At 48.1% G+C, this 18,602-nt stretch carries 14 protein-coding genes and 1 pseudogene; 7 read left to right on the top strand and 8 right to left on the bottom strand.

Annotation, left to right across the window (positions count from 1 at the left end; genetic code table 11):
- Positions 1-1,012: 1,012 nt before the first annotated feature.
- Positions 1,013-2,479 (bottom strand): hypothetical protein, encoded by a 1,467-nt coding sequence (locus ACLJRE_RS19135; RefSeq protein WP_000987829.1) that lies wholly within the window; start codon positions 2,477-2,479, stop codon positions 1,013-1,015.
- Positions 2,480-2,736: 257 nt separating this feature from the next.
- Between ACLJRE_RS19135 and ACLJRE_RS19130 the strand changes: the two genes are divergently transcribed.
- The 3 genes from ACLJRE_RS19130 to ACLJRE_RS19120 all read left to right on the top strand — a co-directional run bounded on the left by ACLJRE_RS19130 (position 2,737) and on the right by ACLJRE_RS19120 (position 6,554).
- Complete coding sequence (locus ACLJRE_RS19130; protein ID WP_000201082.1) at positions 2,737-3,744, top strand: LacI family DNA-binding transcriptional regulator; 1,008 nt, start codon at positions 2,737-2,739, stop codon at positions 3,742-3,744.
- Positions 3,745-3,887: 143 nt separating this feature from the next.
- Positions 3,888-5,339, top strand: a complete 1,452-nt coding sequence (gene nhaC / locus ACLJRE_RS19125) for a Na+/H+ antiporter NhaC (protein ID WP_001276632.1) — start codon at positions 3,888-3,890, stop codon at positions 5,337-5,339.
- A 12-nt stretch (positions 5,340-5,351) separates the two neighbouring features.
- Positions 5,352-6,554, top strand: coding sequence for a MalY/PatB family protein (locus ACLJRE_RS19120; protein WP_000347156.1), 1,203 nt, complete (start codon positions 5,352-5,354; stop codon positions 6,552-6,554).
- A 112-nt stretch (positions 6,555-6,666) separates the two neighbouring features.
- Here ACLJRE_RS19120 and glgX read toward each other — a convergent pair whose 3' ends face one another.
- The 6 genes and pseudogenes from glgX to ACLJRE_RS19090 form a co-directional block, all read right to left on the bottom strand.
- Entirely contained in the window at positions 6,667-8,742 is a 2,076-nt protein-coding gene (glgX, locus tag ACLJRE_RS19115; protein WP_000210582.1) for a glycogen debranching protein GlgX, read from the bottom strand.
- A 56-nt stretch (positions 8,743-8,798) separates the two neighbouring features.
- On the bottom strand, positions 8,799-11,327 hold the full coding sequence (treY, locus tag ACLJRE_RS19110; protein WP_023212396.1) for a malto-oligosyltrehalose synthase: 2,529 nt from the start codon (positions 11,325-11,327) through the stop codon (positions 8,799-8,801).
- The gene (gene treZ, locus ACLJRE_RS19105) at positions 11,324-13,108 is read right to left on the bottom strand and encodes a malto-oligosyltrehalose trehalohydrolase (protein WP_023244365.1); all 1,785 of its coding nucleotides are present in this window, start codon (positions 13,106-13,108) and stop codon (positions 11,324-11,326) included. Before treZ ends, treY begins: the two co-directional genes overlap by 4 nt.
- Before the next feature lie 128 nt (positions 13,109-13,236).
- Complete coding sequence (locus ACLJRE_RS19100; protein ID WP_000698595.1) at positions 13,237-14,022, bottom strand: OBAP family protein; 786 nt, start codon at positions 14,020-14,022, stop codon at positions 13,237-13,239.
- 142 nt (positions 14,023-14,164) lie between these two features.
- On the bottom strand, positions 14,165-14,494 hold the full coding sequence (hdeB, locus tag ACLJRE_RS19095) for an acid-activated periplasmic chaperone HdeB (protein WP_001032161.1): 330 nt from the start codon (positions 14,492-14,494) through the stop codon (positions 14,165-14,167).
- 234 nt (positions 14,495-14,728) lie between these two features.
- Positions 14,729-14,961: pseudogene (locus ACLJRE_RS19090) on the bottom strand (efflux RND transporter permease subunit); the annotation flags it as partial.
- A 299-nt stretch (positions 14,962-15,260) separates the two neighbouring features.
- Here ACLJRE_RS19090 and ACLJRE_RS19085 point away from each other — a divergent pair.
- Both ACLJRE_RS19085 and hlyE read left to right on the top strand, forming a co-directional pair.
- The gene (locus ACLJRE_RS19085; protein ID WP_000778346.1) at positions 15,261-15,896 is read left to right on the top strand and encodes a hypothetical protein; all 636 of its coding nucleotides are present in this window, start codon (positions 15,261-15,263) and stop codon (positions 15,894-15,896) included.
- Between the two features lie 134 nt (positions 15,897-16,030).
- Positions 16,031-16,942, top strand: a complete 912-nt coding sequence (gene hlyE, locus ACLJRE_RS19080) for a hemolysin HlyE (protein WP_023212394.1) — start codon at positions 16,031-16,033, stop codon at positions 16,940-16,942.
- 120 nt (positions 16,943-17,062) lie between these two features.
- Here hlyE and ACLJRE_RS19075 read toward each other — a convergent pair whose 3' ends face one another.
- Entirely contained in the window at positions 17,063-17,494 is a 432-nt protein-coding gene (locus ACLJRE_RS19075; RefSeq protein WP_000152297.1) for an OsmC family protein, read from the bottom strand.
- A gap of 511 nt (positions 17,495-18,005) precedes the next feature.
- Here ACLJRE_RS19075 and bdm point away from each other — a divergent pair.
- Entirely contained in the window at positions 18,006-18,221 is a 216-nt protein-coding gene (bdm, locus tag ACLJRE_RS19070) for a biofilm-dependent modulation protein (protein ID WP_000495700.1), read from the top strand.
- A gap of 94 nt (positions 18,222-18,315) precedes the next feature.
- Complete coding sequence (sra, locus tag ACLJRE_RS19065; protein WP_000841559.1) at positions 18,316-18,459, top strand: stationary-phase-induced ribosome-associated protein; 144 nt, start codon at positions 18,316-18,318, stop codon at positions 18,457-18,459.
- Positions 18,460-18,602: the final 143 nt, after the last annotated feature.

Below are 18,602 nucleotides of genomic sequence, written 5' to 3'. Positions count from 1 at the left end.
AAACTATGTGATATTTACAGTTCCATTGGGTGTGCGCTAAGCTCTTTTCGTCCCCCATTGGGACCCCCTTTTGATTTTTTGTTGAACTTTTGCAGTTGCCAGACCGCAAGATGTTTTAACAAATCAAAAGGGGTTTTAATAACTGGCTTAAGGCTGAAAGCTTTCCAGAACCCCAGCCTGGCTGGGGGTTTTCCATAGATAATAAAAAAGCCGCATGAGCGGCTTCTATCGTACGTACAGTCCAGTACTATGTCAGATCAGGATGAGGATTTAATTTTATTAAATTGCGTCTGGATACTGGTAACGACCCGATCCATCTGTTCTCTGAAATAATCTGCTTCTTTCTTACTGCTGCTTTTATCCCGCACATAGGTCCTTGTTTCAAAGCTGCAACTCAGGTAATTATCCGCCTTACTCTTCCAGGGAGGGAGGCTTTCCCGCGTAAGATATAGCTTGATCCTTCTGTCATAACCCTCTCCCTCTATGCCTGTTTGAAGATAGAGCGGTGCCCAGTCTGTTGTGAAGTGCTTGTCATTACTCTCCACGAATTTTGCGTTGAGTCCGGCTTTTCCCGAATGCTTTCGTTACCGTCACCTCATGGCCAATAGTTCTTAACTCGTCAGTGCCGCGCTGTATAGCTGTGGCTAGTTCCCCGCGCTTTGCAGAGGGTAATTGATTGTCAGACGTTGTCATATATTTCCCCCGGAAAAACTGTCTTCCTTGTTTTCATCATGTTACTACTCAGATAATTCGACGGCGTCCATTATGATACTGACAATACACTGGAAAATCTGACAGTCGAAGCAGCTACCGGGGAAAAACAGTAGACCAGCTAGCACAGCGTTTGCGTGAACTGGTGGATAGTTCGGGGAATCAGCGGAAGACCCCCTATTCTCAACCATTTCCTCACAGGCCTTCCTGAACAATGTGATTGTTTGAGTAACTTTACGATAATTGCTTCAAAAACTATCAAATGCCAGACTTCCGCTACCAGACGGTATACACAGTATGACTATTTCTTTTTATATGCCCCATACAAAAGCGATACGGGTGTTTTTTCTAATATCTGGATTTCATTTTTATGTGCTTTATGTTCACTAAAAATATCTGCCAGACTTTTACCTCCAAAGGCCAGGCCAATTCCCGTTGCTGCTGCTGAAAGTAATGTCAATTGCGGCATGGCAAGTGAAGCTATACCTAACGTGGCTGTTCCTGCAAAAATTAATCCAGATGAGATCTTTTTTTTCTTTGAATTCTTAATGGCTGATTCATGCGACTTTCCATACTCTTCGACCACATTGATTAAATGTTTTGAAAAATTATTTGCCGCATCTTGCATTTGATCTGGTGTTTTTCCTTGCAAGTCATGCCTCGAGATTCTTAGTTCATGCCTTAAGGATTCCAGTTGACCTCTTTCTCTAATCTTTTTTAATTCCAGATCGGAAAGCGCAGTAAGGAATTTTACTTCCGCGGCTGAAAGGCCCATTGTAATCGCTTGCTCTTCAGAAGAAAGAGGATTTAATTTACCATAATCCTTGACCAACTGCTCCGTAGTCCATTCATGTAAAAACATATGGTTACTATAAATAACTGGATCAATGCCTAATAGTGTTGCCGATAATTGAGTTGATCGCTGTGCATAAATTGCACCTTCAACCTTACCCAGTAAGGTTCCTATAGCTGACGGCAGATCGTAATCCAGAAGATCTACCTCTCTTGTTGTAAAACTCTTTAAATCTGTATCGTAAACCCAGACTTCTTTTTCGATGTTATTGAAATTATTAAGCAATGTTTTTAATAATTCTTTATTTATTAGGATCTTCTGGAATGTTTCTTCATTTCTCCCAAAGTGCTCAAGAAACGCTAAATAAGTAGCGTAATCCATTTTTCTATCTTTAAAAAAGAGCTGACTTAGAAAAGCGGCAGATTGTTCATGATTGCGTTCTTTATCAAAATCTAGTAATTCAGGAACGATTAGAAAAATTGGATAATCATCATCAATAGTCATAAATGGGATGGCGCGAAATAGATTGGAAACATGTTCAAGTAATACCAACCTGCGCATGCGGACATAACTATTATCTGGTGGCAATGACAAAAATGAATGCAGAGAGCTAAGAGAAGGAAAATGTAATGGATCAACCATTATGATGCTATCAAAATAAATTCCCAGAGATCTAAGGTGATTAGATATGTTATAACCAAACCGTTGAATCGGAAGTAATAATCGATAACTTTTAGACGCCCGCACTTCTGTTATAAGCGCCGCAGCGTGAGTATCCCAAAATTTATTTAGCAACAGCATTAGGTTTGTAAGTTGATTATCTAACTCGGGAGAGCTAATTAGCTCTTTCAGGATGAATCTACGTAATTCTTTCAGTTCTAAATTTCTAAATGCATATTTATATTTTTCAGAAAAAGCGTTTTCCATCAATAAAACATATTCATTCTGTATGCTTTTTGTAATACTACTCATCATCTATCTCCGAACCACCACGCAACGATTTCCCAGTGTAGTGGTTCTTATCATGTGTATATTGTTAGTCATGTTATCGTAGAAAATTCAGTGGTCAATAACTCATTGAGGTAGCTACTAAAATTTGCAGTTACCAGGATTTAGGATGATTTTAAAAATGTTTATAAATTCAGGCTGCGCCGCAGCGATTGCACTGATTTCCACATAACATGATAATCAATGGCTTTGATACCCTTTAAACGAACAAATACGAGCTTAACATGGCGACAATAAAGGATGTTGCATCCATGGCCGGTGTATCAACCGCGACTGTATCACGCGTCATTAACCAGACCGCGTGGGTTGAACCCGTCACGCGCGAACGTGTAGAGAAAGCCATGCGCGATCTCAATTATCGCCGGAATGCCGCCGCTATCGCGCTGGCGAAACGTAGCGGCGATATGCTCGGATTGTTAACCGGCAATCTGGCCGATCCTTTTTTTGCCCGCCTTGCTCGCGGCGTAGAAGATGTTTCTCGTAAGCAGCAGTATCGCTTGATGGTATGTAGCGGCGGCCACGACGAAGAAATGGAAAAAGCGGGACTGGATTTTCTGGTTAATCAAGGCTGTGAGGCTATTGTTGTACACGCCAGCCGATTACCGGATAAAGAGCTGCTGCGCTACGCAGCCCACTTTCCAGCGCTGGTTGTTGTTAATCGTTATATCGCCGGTATGGCCAACCGGTGTATCTGGCTGGAAAATCGCAGCGCCGCCAGGGAAGCGACCCGATATCTCCTGGCGAACGGGCATCGGCGCATTGCCTGTGTGACATCTGACTTGCCAATTATCGATCGTCAGGAACGCCTTGATGGTTACCGTCAGGCGCTGGAAGAATATGGTATTTCTCCAGACCCTCGCTGGGTGATTAGCGTTCCGTTTAACGAAGAAGGCGGCGAGCGGGCCGCGCATCAACTTATCAATAGCGGGCTTCCCCTTACGGCTGCGGTCACGTTTAACGATGTGATGGCCGCTGGCATTATGCGTATTCTTCATCAACGCGGCGTTCAGCTTCCGCAACAGCTCTCTATTGTCGGCTTTGATGATGTGGTGCTGGCCCGGTATCTTTATCCGGCGTTAACAACAATGCATTATCCGGTCGAACAAATGGCGCGTTGTGCCGCGCAACTGGCGATACAGTTATACCAGGGCATTACGCCGCCGCCCAGCAGCAATCATTTCAATGCCGAACTGGTGATCCGCGATTCTGTCGCGCCCTATTTTTCACGATGAATGCGTCGTCAACAGTAAAAACTGTGATGACTATCAAATTTACCCTTCTCATGTAATCGGTTACATGGACGAAAGTAATGGATCACAGTAGTGAGAAGCGTATCCCCCTACCCTTGAGCTACCTTACTGACCGGAGCTCCATTATGAGTGCATCACAAAACAAGAAGAAAACGCTGTCATTGGGTTTAGCGCTAATCCCAGTCATCTCCATGTTGTTATTGTTGATTATCGGTTACGGCATCATGGGGCTACGTATCGAACCGCTCCTTCTGTGCTCTGCGGCGGTAGCGGCAGGCATTGCATGGTGGCAAGGATACTGTTGGGAAGACATCATCAACTCAGTGGTGGATAAGCTGGCTAAAGCAATGCCGGTTATCATGATCCTGATCTGCGTGGGCGGTTTGATTGGCACCTGGATGTTTAGTGGCACCATTCCCTACATGGTGTACTGGGGGCTAAAACTCATAAGCCCGGAATATATTTTGATTGCAGCCTTCTTTTTAACCAGCGTGGTCTCCGTCTGTACCGGTACATCGTGGGGGTCCGCCGGGACGGTTGGCGTTGCGTTAATGGGGGTTGCCGCCGGGCTGGACGTGTCTCTTGCAGCAGCAGCTGGCGCCGTCGTTTCTGGCGCTTATTTCGGCGACAAAATCTCACCGTTGTCCGACTCGACTAACTTTGCCGCGATTGTCGCAGACACTACTCTGTTTGAGCATATTCAGCATTTACTTTGGACGACCCTGCCAAGTTTCCTGCTTGCCGCCGTGGTTTATCTTATCGCCGGACACAGTAATATGCTGGGCGAGGTGGCCACGCCGCAGCGCGTTACGGACATCATCCACTCGCTGGAGTCGCTATACCATTTTAATATTGTTCTTATTTTGCCGCCGGTGATCGTACTGTGGGGCGCAATTCGCAAGAAGCCTGTCATCCCATTAATGTTAAGCGCCTGCGTACTTGCCTTGTTCCTCGGCGTCATCATGCAGGGACTGAGCATCAAACAGGGACTGGACGCTTTCATTGATGGATTTGATATCGCCATGTTCCCACAAGGCGCAGAAGGTGTCGTGGCCGATGTTCCGCGCCTGCTAAACCGGGGCGGAATGTTCTCGATGATGGGAACAATACTGTTAGTTTTCTGCGCTTTTTCATTTGCCGGAGCGCTAACGTTAACCGGCGCGTTAACGATCATCATTAACCGACTGCTGACCATTATTCATAGCGTTGGTCAACTCATTGCCGCCACTATCGGCACCACAATTTTGGTCACAGGAGCGACCAGCGACGGTAAACTGGCATTGTTAGTTCCCGCCGAACTGTTTAAAGATGCCTATCGTCGTATGGGGCTGGATACTAAAAACCTTTCACGGACGATAGAAGATGCCGGTACCGTTATCGAACCTCTCCTGCCGTGGACCTCGGCTGGCGTCTACATGGCAACCACGCTGGGCGTTAGCACGCTTGATCTTCTGCCCTGGGCTATCCAGTGCTATGCGGCGATCTTCTTCGCATTAATTTATGGTTTTAGCGGAATTGGTATTGCCAGAACTGCCTCCGCTTCAGAAAAGTCGCCGCAAACGTCAGTGACGAAATAATAAGGAAACAAGATGGATTTTAACCAGATTATCAATCGCAACAATACTGGTTCGGTAAAGTGGGATTTTATTGAGCGTCACTTTGGCGATGGCGCAGGGAAACTGCTGCCGATGTGGGTTTCTGATTTCGATTTTGCCTGCCCGCCTGAGGTTCAGGCGGCATTGCATCAGCGAATCGAGCACGGCGTATTTGGCTATAGTGAACGTGATGAGGCCTATTTTAACGCCCTGCTTCACTGGTTTTCGTCACGCCACCAGCTCACGTTAAAACAGGAATGGGTATGCAGCGTGGAAGGCGTCGTACCAGGGTTGGCGCTCTTAGTGCAAATGTTGACGCATCCAGGCGACGGCGTAGTGGTACAGGGACCATACTATGGCTCCTTCGCCAAAATAATCACGCTTAATGGTAGAAAACTGCTGGAGAATCCCCTTAGCGAGTCGCCGGACGATGGCTACCAGATGGATTTTTGCCAACTGGAAAGGCTGTTTCGCCATGAGCGCCCTCCGCTGATGATTTTGTGTAATCCACATAATCCAACCGGGCGTTGCTGGTCGGCCAACGAGCTGGAGCAACTGCTTTTATTATGTGAAGCTTATGATGTCACTCTCATCTCGGATGAAATATGGGCCGATCTATTGCTGCCCGGCGAAACCTTTACCTCGGTACTGCATTTAGGGGAGCGCTGGCATAAACGGGTCATCTCCGCCACTGCGGCCAGCAAAACATTTGGCTTATCGTCGTTGCGAATTTCTAATTTTCTCATTCCCGATCCTACGCTTCGCCAGCGTTTTCTGTCTCGTCTGGACGCTCATGGGCTGGACGTCTTTAACGCCCTCTCCGTTCAGGCGGCGACTACCGCATGGAATGAAAGCAGACAGTGGCTGGATTCGCTACTGGATTACCTGGCGGAAAACCGCCGCTGGTTTGTTGAACAGGCGACAGAGCACCTTCCCTGGGCAAGAATTGTCCCGGCGCAGGGAACCTATTTATTATGGATGGATTGTAAAAAACTGGGACTGGATGACGAACAGCTAAAATGGGTAATGGCGGATGTCGCGGGTATTGCTCCTTCAATGGGCAGCGGCTTTGGCCCGGCGGGCAGCGGATTTATCCGTTTAAATCTGGGATGTCCACGTACCTACCTTGAAATGGCAATAGACGGCCTGAAGCGAATATCGGTGAAGACAATCAAAGGAATACCAACAGGCGGATGAATTTTTCGGGCGGTAAACTGACACCGGTGTTATTTCTGCAGCATGATATCGCCTGAGCGCCAGTAAAAAACCGGCCATCAAGGCCGGTTGGGTCCGGAGCGCGGTTTTACTATCAGGGGCGTCTGAATAACACGATACTGCGCCCGGCCAGATCGAAATCCATTTCTTCGGTAATCCGCATTCCCTGCTGCGCGTTATCGGCAGTCGTCAGTTCAAGTACCCAGCCGCCTTCTCCCCACATCGGAATACGGAACGGTACGCTGCCTTCAAACGGATTGAAAAGCAGTAAGGCGTCATGCCAGATCCCCGCTTCCGGCTGTAGATCGGGTCGACTAATGCATACGCCTATCGTCGATCCCTCATCCCATTGTTCGGATTGCTGCGCCCCTCCGCCGGCGTTAAACCAGCGGATCTCCAGACCGTCACGCCAGCTCTCCCGGCGCAGCAACGGTTGCGTGGCGCGCAGTTGAATCAGATGGCGGGTAAACTCCCGTAGCGCATTGGCGGTTTCCGGCAAATTATCCCAGTGGACCCACGATATTTCACTGTCCTGACAGTAGCCATTGTTATTGCCCATCTGACTGCGGCCAAACTCATCGCCCGCTAATAACATCGGCGTGCCGTGCGAGAAAAGCAAGGTGGTCAGGAAATTACGTTTCTGTTGCTCGCGTATCGCATTGATGCCTTCGTCGTCGGTTGGCCCTTCTGCGCCATAGTTACAGGAGCGGTTATCATTATGCCCGTCATTATTATCTTCGCCATTGGCTTCATTATGTTTGTCGTTATAAGATACCAGATCGTTCAGCGTGAAGCCGTCATGGGCAGTAATAAAGTTAACGCTTGACCAGGGGCGACGGCCGCGCAAATCATAGAGATCGCCGGAACCCAGCAGGCGTGCGGCGAAATCATTTGTGACGTTGTCACCTTTCCAGTATTCGCGTACCGTATCGCGGTATTTATCATTCCATTCGCCCCACCCTGGTGGAAAGCCGCCAACCTGATAGCCGCCCGGTCCGATATCCCAGGGTTCGCCAATCAGTTTCAGTTTTGCCAGCACCGGATCTTGCGTTACCGCATCAAAAAAGCCGCCTCTCTGATCAAAGCCTTCCGGCTCACGACCAAGAATGGTGCCCAAATCAAAACGAAAGCCGTCGACATGCATTGACTCCGCCCAATAGCGAAGCGAATCCATCACCATTTGCAGTACCCGTGGATGAGAGGTATTGACGGTATTACCTGTCCCTGTATCGTTAATGTAATAGCGATGCTGATCGGGCATGGTGCGATAGTAAGAGAAGTTATCGATACCTTTAAATGATAGCGTGGGGCCAAGCTCATTCCCTTCTGCCGTATGGTTATAGACCACATCCAGTATCACTTCGATGCCGGCATCATGGAAAGCGCGCACCATATCGCGGAATCCCTGAATACCTTTTGGACCATAGTAGCGCGTCGCCGGTGCAAAAAAGCCCAGCGAGTTGTATCCCCAGAAATTTTTCAGTCCTTTATCGAGCAGATGCTGATCGTCCGGGAACCAGTGAACGGGTAAAAGCTCGACGGAGGTAATCCCCAGACTTTTAATGTAATCCACGCTGGCTTTATGCCCCATGCCCTCAAACGTACCGCGTAGAGGCTCAGGGATCGCGGAATTAAGCTGGGTAAAGCCTTTTACATGCGTTTCATAAATAATGGCGTTCGACCACGGTATGGAAGGCCGTTGTCTATCCTCCCAGTTAGCCTCAGCCGGATCAATCACCCGGCATTTAGGCGTAAATGGCGCGCTATCTTGGTCATCAAAGGTCAAATCTTTATCGTCATGAAGTAATTGATACGCGAAATGCGCATCGTTCCACTGAATATCGCCCACCAGCTCACGGGCATAAGGGTCAATAAGCAGCTTATTGGGGTTAAAACGATGACCATTTTCCGGGTCATAAGGACCGTAAACGCGGTACCCATACAGCGCGCCGGGCTGCAACTTCGGGACATAGCCGTGCCATATTTCGTCGGTATATTCCGGTAACTCCAGACGAGCGATTTCATGCTCCCCGCTCGGATCGTAAAGACAAAGCTCGACGCGTTCCGCATGGGCGGAAAAAATAGCGAAATTCACGCCTTCGCCGTCATAATTCGCGCCAAGCGTATGGTTGTATCCTGATCTGATTTCAAAAGCCCTGTTTGTTGTCATTCTCTTTCTCCACCCACGGTAAACGTTGTCCTGTCACGGCACATCAACACATAAACTCAGTCGCTCATTAAAACCAGTACGCCGCCCTGATGTGAGGCCAACGACAGGCGTTCACCAGGCATTAACCTCTCCCGGGTAAGCACATTGCAATAACGATGCTGATTAAGCTGTCCGGGTATAATAATGTCGGTTCCTGCCCAGAAACCGCTATGCGATTGTGACAATAAGCCGTCACATTCGGCGAACACCAGTCGGGGCGCAACAACAATCAGCGCATCATCATGATTGGCTCTGGCGTAAGCGATGACTTTGTCGGCACGCTGACCAACAGCCCGCAGCGGTATATAGTCGCCAAAACGGAAGAGATCATGATTCTGCTGACGCAAACGCAGTAAGGCGGCGGTGGCATACTGATTCACCTGCCCGTTCAGCCAACTCTCTTCGCTCGAGAAAACTCCCGGCGTTAGCTGGTCTAACTGCTGCGCCAGCGTGGCGAAATCCGGTTCGCGGCGGTTGTCGGGATCGACAAGGCTAAAATTCAACGCCTCGCTTCCCTGATAGATATCAGGTACTCCCGGCGCGGTTAATTTGATAACGGTCTGCGTCAGGCTGTTAACCAGCCCTGCGCGGATGAAGGATTGCAAGGAACGATAAAAATCCTGCAAAAATGTCTGATTATCCGGCGCCAGTAAATAACGGGCGTAATCAAGCATTGCCGTTTCGTAAGCCTCATTACTGTCCACCCAATCGGTACGTAGCTTCGCTTCGCGTAGCGCTTTCTCCACAAAGGCTTCAAAGCGTATTTTCAGCGCGTTTAAACCTTTTTCGTCCTGTGGTTGTAGCATCGGGGGCCAGACGCCGGTCAGCGCCTGATATAACATCCACGTATCCGCCGATTTTGGCGCAGTGCCATCATTCAAAAATTTGACATGGGTCTGGTTCATCTGCCGCCAGCGGGCAAGGCATTCGCTCCACTGTTCCGGCGCTTCGGTAAGCGTATACAGCCGTGCTCGCGCATCCTCGCCTCGCTTGGTATCGTGGGTCGACGTACCGGATAACGCGTCAGGCTGTCGCGCCTGTCGGGTTTTCATCTCATGGTGAAAGCGTTCAATGGAGAAGTGATGCGTGACGGGCTCGGCGCCGACTTCATTTAACGCCAGTCCCATGTTTTGACGAAAGAAAAGCGTATCCTCTACCGATTTCGCCATCAGCGGACCGGTGAGTTGCTGGAACCGAACGCGAAACTGTGTCGCCTCCTCCTGGCTGGAGGTGGGAACATCGCCGGTAAGAAGGCGGCTCAGAAATGTAAGCGCTTCTGGCTGCGGAGGGTTTTCAAGCGTCTTTACCCGTTCCACAATACGATGTAACAGGCAAATATCGGTCGGCGGTAGCCCTTCTGCCGTGCCGTAAGTGCGATATACGGGAAAGGCAATTAATAACTCGCGTAACGCCTGCCGAACGATGCTCTCTTCCTGTGCGATCTGTAGCTCGCTGGCAATCGATAGCGCAAGCGCGAGCAGCCGGGTAAATTCCCCCTCGAAATTGCGATCGACCATCAGCAATTTAGCTGCCCGTAATTCCGCCCGCATATCCACTGGCGCGCCTTTAACGGTCTCGTAAGCCTGGCGCAGATTGTCTATCTGCTCATCGTCAACCAGCACCTCCGCCAGCGAGGCGATGAATTCATAGCCTGTGGTGCCGGAAACCGGCCAGTCATCAGGAAGTTGCTCGCCTTTAGCGAGAATTTTTTCCACGGTGATATAGCACGCCGGCCCCACTTCCTGACGTAAACGCGCAAGATAGGCTTTCGGATCGGCAAGGCCGTCGATATGATCGATACGTAAACCGTCAACTGCCCCCGTTCTGACCAGCTCCAGAATCAGCCGATGTGTATCGTCGAAGACGGTTTTATCTTCCACCCGCATTCCTACCAGCCCTGTGACCTCAAAGAAACGCCGATATGAGAGCGAGCGAGCAGCATCGCGCCAGGACATTAATTTCCACGGCTGGCGCTCATGCAAATCAGCAATGGCGGCTTTATCGGTAAGCGCCAGTATTTCAGCCTCGCGCCCCTGCCACGTCGCCGGCGCAAGCGGATAATAGTTATCATAATAGGCGAACGTGGGTTTACCCGTAGCGGGATCGGGCTTGATCGCAATTTCTCCGTTTTCCAGCACGGCGTCAAACGTGTCGCCTAAAAAAGGCAGCGTCAGTCGGCGCGACCAGTCAATATCGAAATGGCGCGCGTAACGGCTCTCCTTGCCATATTCAAGCACGTCGCGCCACCAGGCGTTTTCCAGCGAGCTGGCCATGTGATTAGGCACAATATCGATGATCAATCCCAGCCCTTGCGCTTTAAGTTCGGCCACCAGTCTTTCAAATCCTTCTCGCCCGCCAATAGAAGGCTCAATCTCATTCGCATCGGTGACATCATAACCATGCGTTGACGCTTTGGTGGCGGTAAAGATGGGTGAGGCATAAAGATGGCTGATACCCAGATTTTTAAGGTAAGGCACCAGCGCCGCAGCGCGATCGAAGGTCATGCCATTACGAAACTGAAGACGATACGTTGCAGTTGGGATCATGATGCAGACTCTCCCTGAGCTAAGCGGACAATAAGAGAATGTTGGGAAAGCGACCCGGTGGATTCATTCGGCCAGGCGAAGAGAGTCTTACCCGGTAAATCGGGCAGTAATACCGTCGTGGCGCTAATATTCAGCGCCAGTGACAGTGTTCCTCCCGGAAAACGCCAGCTAACGGCAATAAACCCGGGCGCGGTTTGCAATACCGTTCCTGAGCTCTCACGGGCAGCAGACAACAGCGGTACGATATGCTTCTGGCGCAAAAGCAGTAGTTCGCGGGTAAACGCCAGCCACGCTTTACCCTCTTCACTGTGTTGTTGCTTCCAGTTAAGTTTTGAGCGTTGAAAGGTCTCTGGCGCATTCGGGTCCGGAACATTTTCCCCTGCATGATCGGCAAACTCTTTTGCGCGACCTTCACGAACGGCGCGGGCTAAATCCCCATGGAAATCGGTAAAAAAAAGAAAAGGACGGCTTTCGCCATACTCTTCGCCCATAAAAAGCAGCGGAATATGCGGTGAAAGCAGCAACGTGGCGAGCAATACTTTTGTTCGTTCAGCACCCGCCAGGGTTATCAGTCTGTCGCCCTGGGCGCGGTTACCGACCTGATCGTGATTCTGAATAAAATCCACAAAAGCGACCGGGGGTTGTCCGGTACTTTTTACGCCGCGAGGTTCGCCGGTTTGTGGTGAAATTTCTCCCTGATAAGCGAATCCTTCGGCCAGCGCTCTTGCGAGGTGTTTTTCCGGGGCATCAGCAAAATCGTTGTAGTAGGCCTGGGTCTCTCCGGTCGCAAAAACGTGGACGGCATTATGAAAATCGTCATTCCATTCGGCGGTAAACAGCGGCGCATTGCCATCCTGATCTCGGGGATGCAGAGAAATAATATTGCGGCTATCTTCGGTGGTCAGATGAATGGGTCTGTCGGTAATGTCTTCCCGAATACGTTGTGCGATTTCAACCAGCACATGCCTGGCGCTACTGTCCTCAATCTGATCGATAGCGTCAAAGCGTAAGCCGTCGAGATGGTATTCTGTCAGCCAGTATAACGGCGCCTCGATGATATAGCGCCGCACGGCGTCGACATCATAGGCGATACCATTTCCCCACGGTGTCATGCGCTCTTTGTGGAAAAACGCCGGCGCCAATAGCGGTAAATAATTTCCCTCCGGGCCGAAATGGTTCAGCACAATATCCAGGACGACGGAAAGACCATACCCATGCGCGGCGTCAATAAACGCTTTGAAATCATCCGGCGTCCCATAGGCTGAATGCGGCGCGTAAAGCAGTACGCCGTCATAGCCCCAGCCGCGTTCGCCGCCAAATTGCGCAACGGGCATCACTTCAATAACGGTAACGCCGAGTTCAGCGAGATAAGGCAGCTTCGCTATTGCGGCGCGGAAGGTGCCTTCCGGAGTGAACGTGCCTGTATGCATCTCGTACACCACGGCCTGCTCCCAACGGCTACCTTTCCACCCGGTGTTGCGCCACGCGTAGCTGCCTGGATCAACCACATATGACGGACCGTTGACGTCAGTTTTTTGGGCGCGGGAAGCCGGATCGGGGACCACCATGCCATCGCTGAGTACAAAATTATACTCCGTACCTGGCGTCACCCCGGAGACGTCCAGCGTAAACCAGCCGTCACCGCTCGCCTGCATTTCCTGGTCTTTACCCGCAAGCCTGAGCATAACCTTTTGCTGACCGGTGGCCCAAAGACGAAAGCGGACAACATCAGCGGCGATATATTCAGCCCCCCAGCTTTTGCAAAAAATTTTTGAACTCATTTATCGCTCCGTTTAACCCATAACCTCTACAGCATCCGAAGAACAAGCATAGACTATGGGGCTAATCTTTACGTGACACTGTCACTTAACAGGCGTTCTTTTTCGTATCTGCGTGTAAAACCGTGGAATTATTGTCGGGATTGCTCAGATGTACCGAAGTGCGCGGTATCGCCTCGCCCGTGTTCGCCAGAGCCCTGAGCACGCTGTAGCTGGATAACCTCCCCCTGCTCCCAGGCGTTAGCCCCCTTGATAACGGGATGTTCAGGCAGATCCTGCCGCTCGCGTTTAATGGCCTGGGTATCAATTCCCAGACGGCGATCCCGATCGGCCAGCAGCGCGGGGTCAAGCTGCCCGTCGCCAGTAAAGCCCATCATCAGCGCAGGGATACCCATTGGCAGGGTTTTATCCCGGTCGGTATGCCAGGTGTGCCAGGTCTTGCCATAGGTATTAACAATCTTACTCATCAACGCCTTATCAGCGACCTGCGGTAAGCCAGGCGCCACCAGGCTACCGGATTTCACCTCGTACTGGTGGCTGTGCCACAGTTTTTTCTCCTCGGGAGGAAGCGTTTTAAATAAACGTTCGCTGATAATGTACTCCACCCCCATCAGGCGCGCGTTTTTCGTATTGCCGTCGTAAATCACCGCCTGCATGACATCTTCGTTCAGGACGGTAACGTAATGGTGCGCTTCCATCTGTCCGTTTTTATCACCGCTATAAAAATGGAACCCGTCAAGGTAGGTACTGATGGCATCGACAGGTGGTCTGGATTGAATAGCCGCCGCGCCTGTTTCCAGGGTACGTAATTTGGCAGATGTTTTTTCCCCGGGAATAGGCGTTTGCGGCGGCGTATTATTGGCGCCACATCCGGCCAGAAAAGGAATGATAAAGAGTGCCAGCGGTAAAATTTTCATTAGGTCTCCATATAGTGAAAGGGCTCTAATGAAAATAGTGCAATACCACGTGATTGGTAGAAGAAATGGAAGATGTTATTTGTGACGGTGTCACAAATAGTAAAACCCGACACACAGGCCGGGTTTTGATATCAGTTTACTCTTATTTTGAGAGTTCTTTCTTGATTTCGTCTTTTATTTTGCTTAATTCACTCTGCGGGTTTTTCTTACAAAGCTCAACGGCTAGCGGCACTGCTGTCGTCTCAGTTTCCTGGAAATCAACGTAGTCCCCGCCTTTAAAATCTTCATCTTCATTCAGCACCCAGAAAGCGACTGGCGCCATAGTCTGCGGATTGAGGTCAACAAACTCCTGGCAGCTCATACCTTTAGGCGTAACGTTTGTTTTAGTAGTATCTGTTGCCGCATTCACGCTAACACTGGTTACCAGCGCTGCCACGATAATACCTGCTGTAGCAAGGGAGAATTTATTCATTGTTGTTGCTCCAATAATTATATAAATAACCTCTACATCTGCGCGTTAACCCGTTAATGTAGAACGCAGAAAATAATACCCCTCCTCTCTCAGGAATAAAGATCACCCTCCGTGATATGGCTATTATTGATATTTACGTTGACTGATTTTGATGTTTGATGAATAAAGCAACATGGCGAGCAGATTTTAGGGCGAAAAAGTAGACCACGACAATAGCAAATGACGAGGTATGCGCTACGTTGAGCTGATGAAAGAGAACTTCGCTCTGACATGCTGTCGCAATCGCGCCAGCCAGACACAAACGGTGGGCAGAACAAACATCGTAAACAGATTGCCTGTCAGCATTCCGGAGGCAACCACCAGCCCTGGCCAAAACGGCTTTCGGCGTCTACGCCGCTGGCGAACCCTATCAGGGCTAAACCAACCACTATTGCCCCGGTAGTCATCAGCACCGGGCGCAATCGGATCTACAATACAATTTCATAGCATTTACAGATAGTCGGACAATTTCAGGTTTCCGTAATCATAAAAAACACCTTTCGTACACAAACTGTATACTTCCAGTAGATTTATTGTTATTTAGCACTATAACTGCAAGCAGTTGAATCCAAAGGGTAATAATTCAGGCATTATTGGAAGGGTAATTTACATTATTAAGATAAATAAATGCTTATCGGTGAAGTGAGCGGCGTTTAAGTTTTGTTGTAACCACGGCTTTATACTTTTTACGAGTGCTATTTTTTTGGCTAATTAAAAGGTAAAGTTAATGAAACTATCCGTAACATTGGCGTTTTTCGGTTACATGATGGCATCCAGTTTAGCACAAGCTAGCGATATCAATATGTGGCGTGAACCCAAACCTGTTGTGAAAGAGGGTAAATATTACAGCTTAATCATGGATCGTGGCGAGTTGCAGAAAGCAGTAAAAAGCAGCAATAACAACTATCTCTTTTCCGAAAAAGGTGCAGGAGTGAAACCGCTGGTATTGATCGGCTCTCCGGTAGAGATTAGCGAATTTATGTTGCAAAATAAAACTCGCAGTATTGAAAACCACATTAAAGGTCTACCTGACATTTATATGGGAGTGACAAAATATAAACCCAAACAACGTTTTACCGGCTTATTTCCGCTGCAAGATATATTGACTCAAACTGTTGATCAGGTATCGAAATTTGTGCCCGGTACCGATATCACCGATGCGGTGGGAATCCCCGCCGACCTAAAAGCATTACAACAAGCTATTTTGGCTATGAAGCCAAAAGATAAAACCAGCAACAATATACTGTACGTCAAATTTAGCTACTTACCGGAAGATGGTATGGTGAAAGTAGGAAGCAAAACAGTTTCTTTTGGTCGTATTCTGGAGAAAATGCAGCAGAGTAATCGTACCCTGCGTAGATAAGCAGGCAGTTGGCAGTATTTCCAGCTTCTGGAATGTTAACTTAAGCTACAAAAGCTGTCTGGAGGTAATAGGTAGAAATAAGTTATAAAACAATGGCTTAATTGCAATTTATATATTTAAAGAGGCAAATAATTATGACTGGAATATTTGCAGAACAAACTGTAGAGGTAGTTAAAAGCGCGATCGAAACCGCAGATGGGGCATTAGATTTTTATAACAAATACCTCGACCAGGTCATCCCCTGGAAGACCTTTGATGAAACCATAAAAGAGTTAAGCCGTTTTAAACAGGAGTACTCGCAGGAAGCTTCTGTTTTAGTCGGTGATATTAAAGTTTTGCTTATGGACAGCCAGGACAAGTATTTTGAAGCGACACAAACTGTTTATGAATGGTGTGGTGTCGTGACGCAGTTACTCTCAGCGTATATTTTACTATTTAATGAATATAATGAGAAAAAAGCATCAGCCCAGAAAGATATTCTCATCAGGATATTAGATGATGGCGTCAATAAACTGAATGAAGCGCAAAAATCTCTCCTGGCAAGTTCACAAAGTTTCAACAACGCTTCCGGAAAACTGCTGGCATTAGATAGCCAGTTAACCAATGATTTCTCGGAAAAAAGTAGTTATTTCCAGTCACAGGTGGATAGAATTCGTAAGGAAGCTTATGCCGGTGCTGCTGCAGGCATAGTCGCCGGTCCATTTGGATTAATTATTTCCTATTCTATTGCTGCGGGCGTGATTGAAGGGAAATTGATTCCAGAATTGAATAACAGGCTAAAAGCAGTGCAAAATTTCTTTACTAGCTTATCGGCTACAGTGAAACAAGCGAATAAAGATATCGATGCGGCAAAATTGAAATTAGCCACTGAAATAGCAGCAATTGGGGAGATAAAAACGGAAACCGAAACAACCAGATTCTACGTTGATTATGATGATTTAATGCTTTCTTTACTAAAAGGAGCTGCAAAGAAAATGATTAACACCTGTAATGAATACCAACAAAGACACGGTAAGAAGACGCTTCTCGAGGTTCCTGACGTCTGATACTTTTTCATTCGCTCCGTGTACTTTTAACGCCCGATAGCGTGAAGAAAATGAGAGAGGGAGAAAAAGCGATATTCAACAGCCCGATAAACAAGAGTCGTTACCGGGCTGGCGGAGTTATCAGGCGTTAAGCTGGTAGTCGAGGGTGATTTCCGCATTCAGAACCTGCGATACCGGGCACCCGGCTTTTGCTTTCTGGATGATTTGATCGAAAGTTGAAGCATCAATATCTGCTACCGCGACTTTGCTTTGTAGCGCAATTTTGGTAATGGCGAAGCCCGCCTCCACCTTATCAAGCGATACGTCAGCGGTGGTGTCAATGGATGTCGGCGTAAATCCAGCCTCTCCCAGCATGAGTGATAGTGCCATGGAGAAACAGGCCGCATGTGCGGCGCCAATTAACTCTTCCGGGTTGGTCCCCTGCGCGCCTTCGAACCGGGTATTGAATCCATACGGTTGTTGATTAAGCACGCCGCTTTCTGTTGATACGGTACCTTTACCCCGTTTGATGTCGCCTTCCCAGTGTGCCTGACCTTTCTTATGGATTGTCATTTTTGCTCTCCTGTTGGCTCAAAAAATAAAGTATAGACCATGCTGCTAATCTGCGTTGTCCATGCCGATGGATGTAGCATGTTGTCAATTACCCGCACTTCAGATATAGAAAATAGTTGTATGCTTTTTCAGTGATGGATATTAAATCAACAGGCCTCCCTTTCTTTAAAGAATATATCCCTCCTTTTATCCTTACGTTTTCTTCCGGAAGCGTATTCCACTATGTATATTTTTATTCAAATTAAGATTTGTCTTATCTCGTTGTAATAAAAGATAAAAATCGCAATAACTAGCCTTTTAAATGTATATTAATTGACCACTATTTGTATGAGGATATGTAATTGGCAAACGTAATATATTTTCTTCTGGGGTAAACAATTAGAGTTCCGCCTTGCGTTAAAATAACTCCAGGACTAATCTTAACCACAGCCGCAAAAATATTTGCCATGCTGAATAAGAATTAATTTTCTGCGAGCCGTACTAAATAAATACATGTTCACGGAGGCATTATATGTTTACTTATCACTCAGCAAATACTTCAGCAGCACAACCGGCCCTGGTCAACGCGATTGAACAAGGATTACGCGCGGAGTTAGGCGTTGTCACTGAAGATGATATTTTAATGGAGCTGACCAAATGGGTTGAGGCTTCCGACAATGACATCCTCAGTGACATCTACCAGCAGACCATCAACTATGTGGTAAGCGGGCAGCACCCGACTCTGTAAAACCTGCTATGCTGTATCGGCAACCTTAGGGGTTACGTTTCTTTCGCGTAAGCGAATTTGTCCTTAAAACTAGCAACAGGATTGAGGAGTTAACATGAAATCGAACCGTCAGGCTCGTCATATACTTGGACTGGATTACAGAATTTCCAACCAGCGTAAGGTTGTTACTGAAGGCGACACCAGCAGCGTGGTGAATAACCCAACCGGCAGAAAGCGCCGCGCCGATAGCCAAAAGTAATCGTACAGTCCTGAAATGACGTTAAACACCATTGCATCTGCAATGGTGTTTTTGTTTATAGGAATGACCTTAACGTCTCACAATGCTTTATACTCAGGGTCGGTTCCCTGGTGGAAGGCAATATATGATGATAAACGACGGTG

This window comes from Salmonella sp. SAL04157 (genome assembly GCF_046551635.1).
Classification (GTDB): domain Bacteria; phylum Pseudomonadota; class Gammaproteobacteria; order Enterobacterales; family Enterobacteriaceae; genus Salmonella; species Salmonella enterica.
The sequence above is the reverse complement of the archived record's forward strand: the minus strand, read 5'-3'. Positions and strand labels throughout refer to the sequence as shown.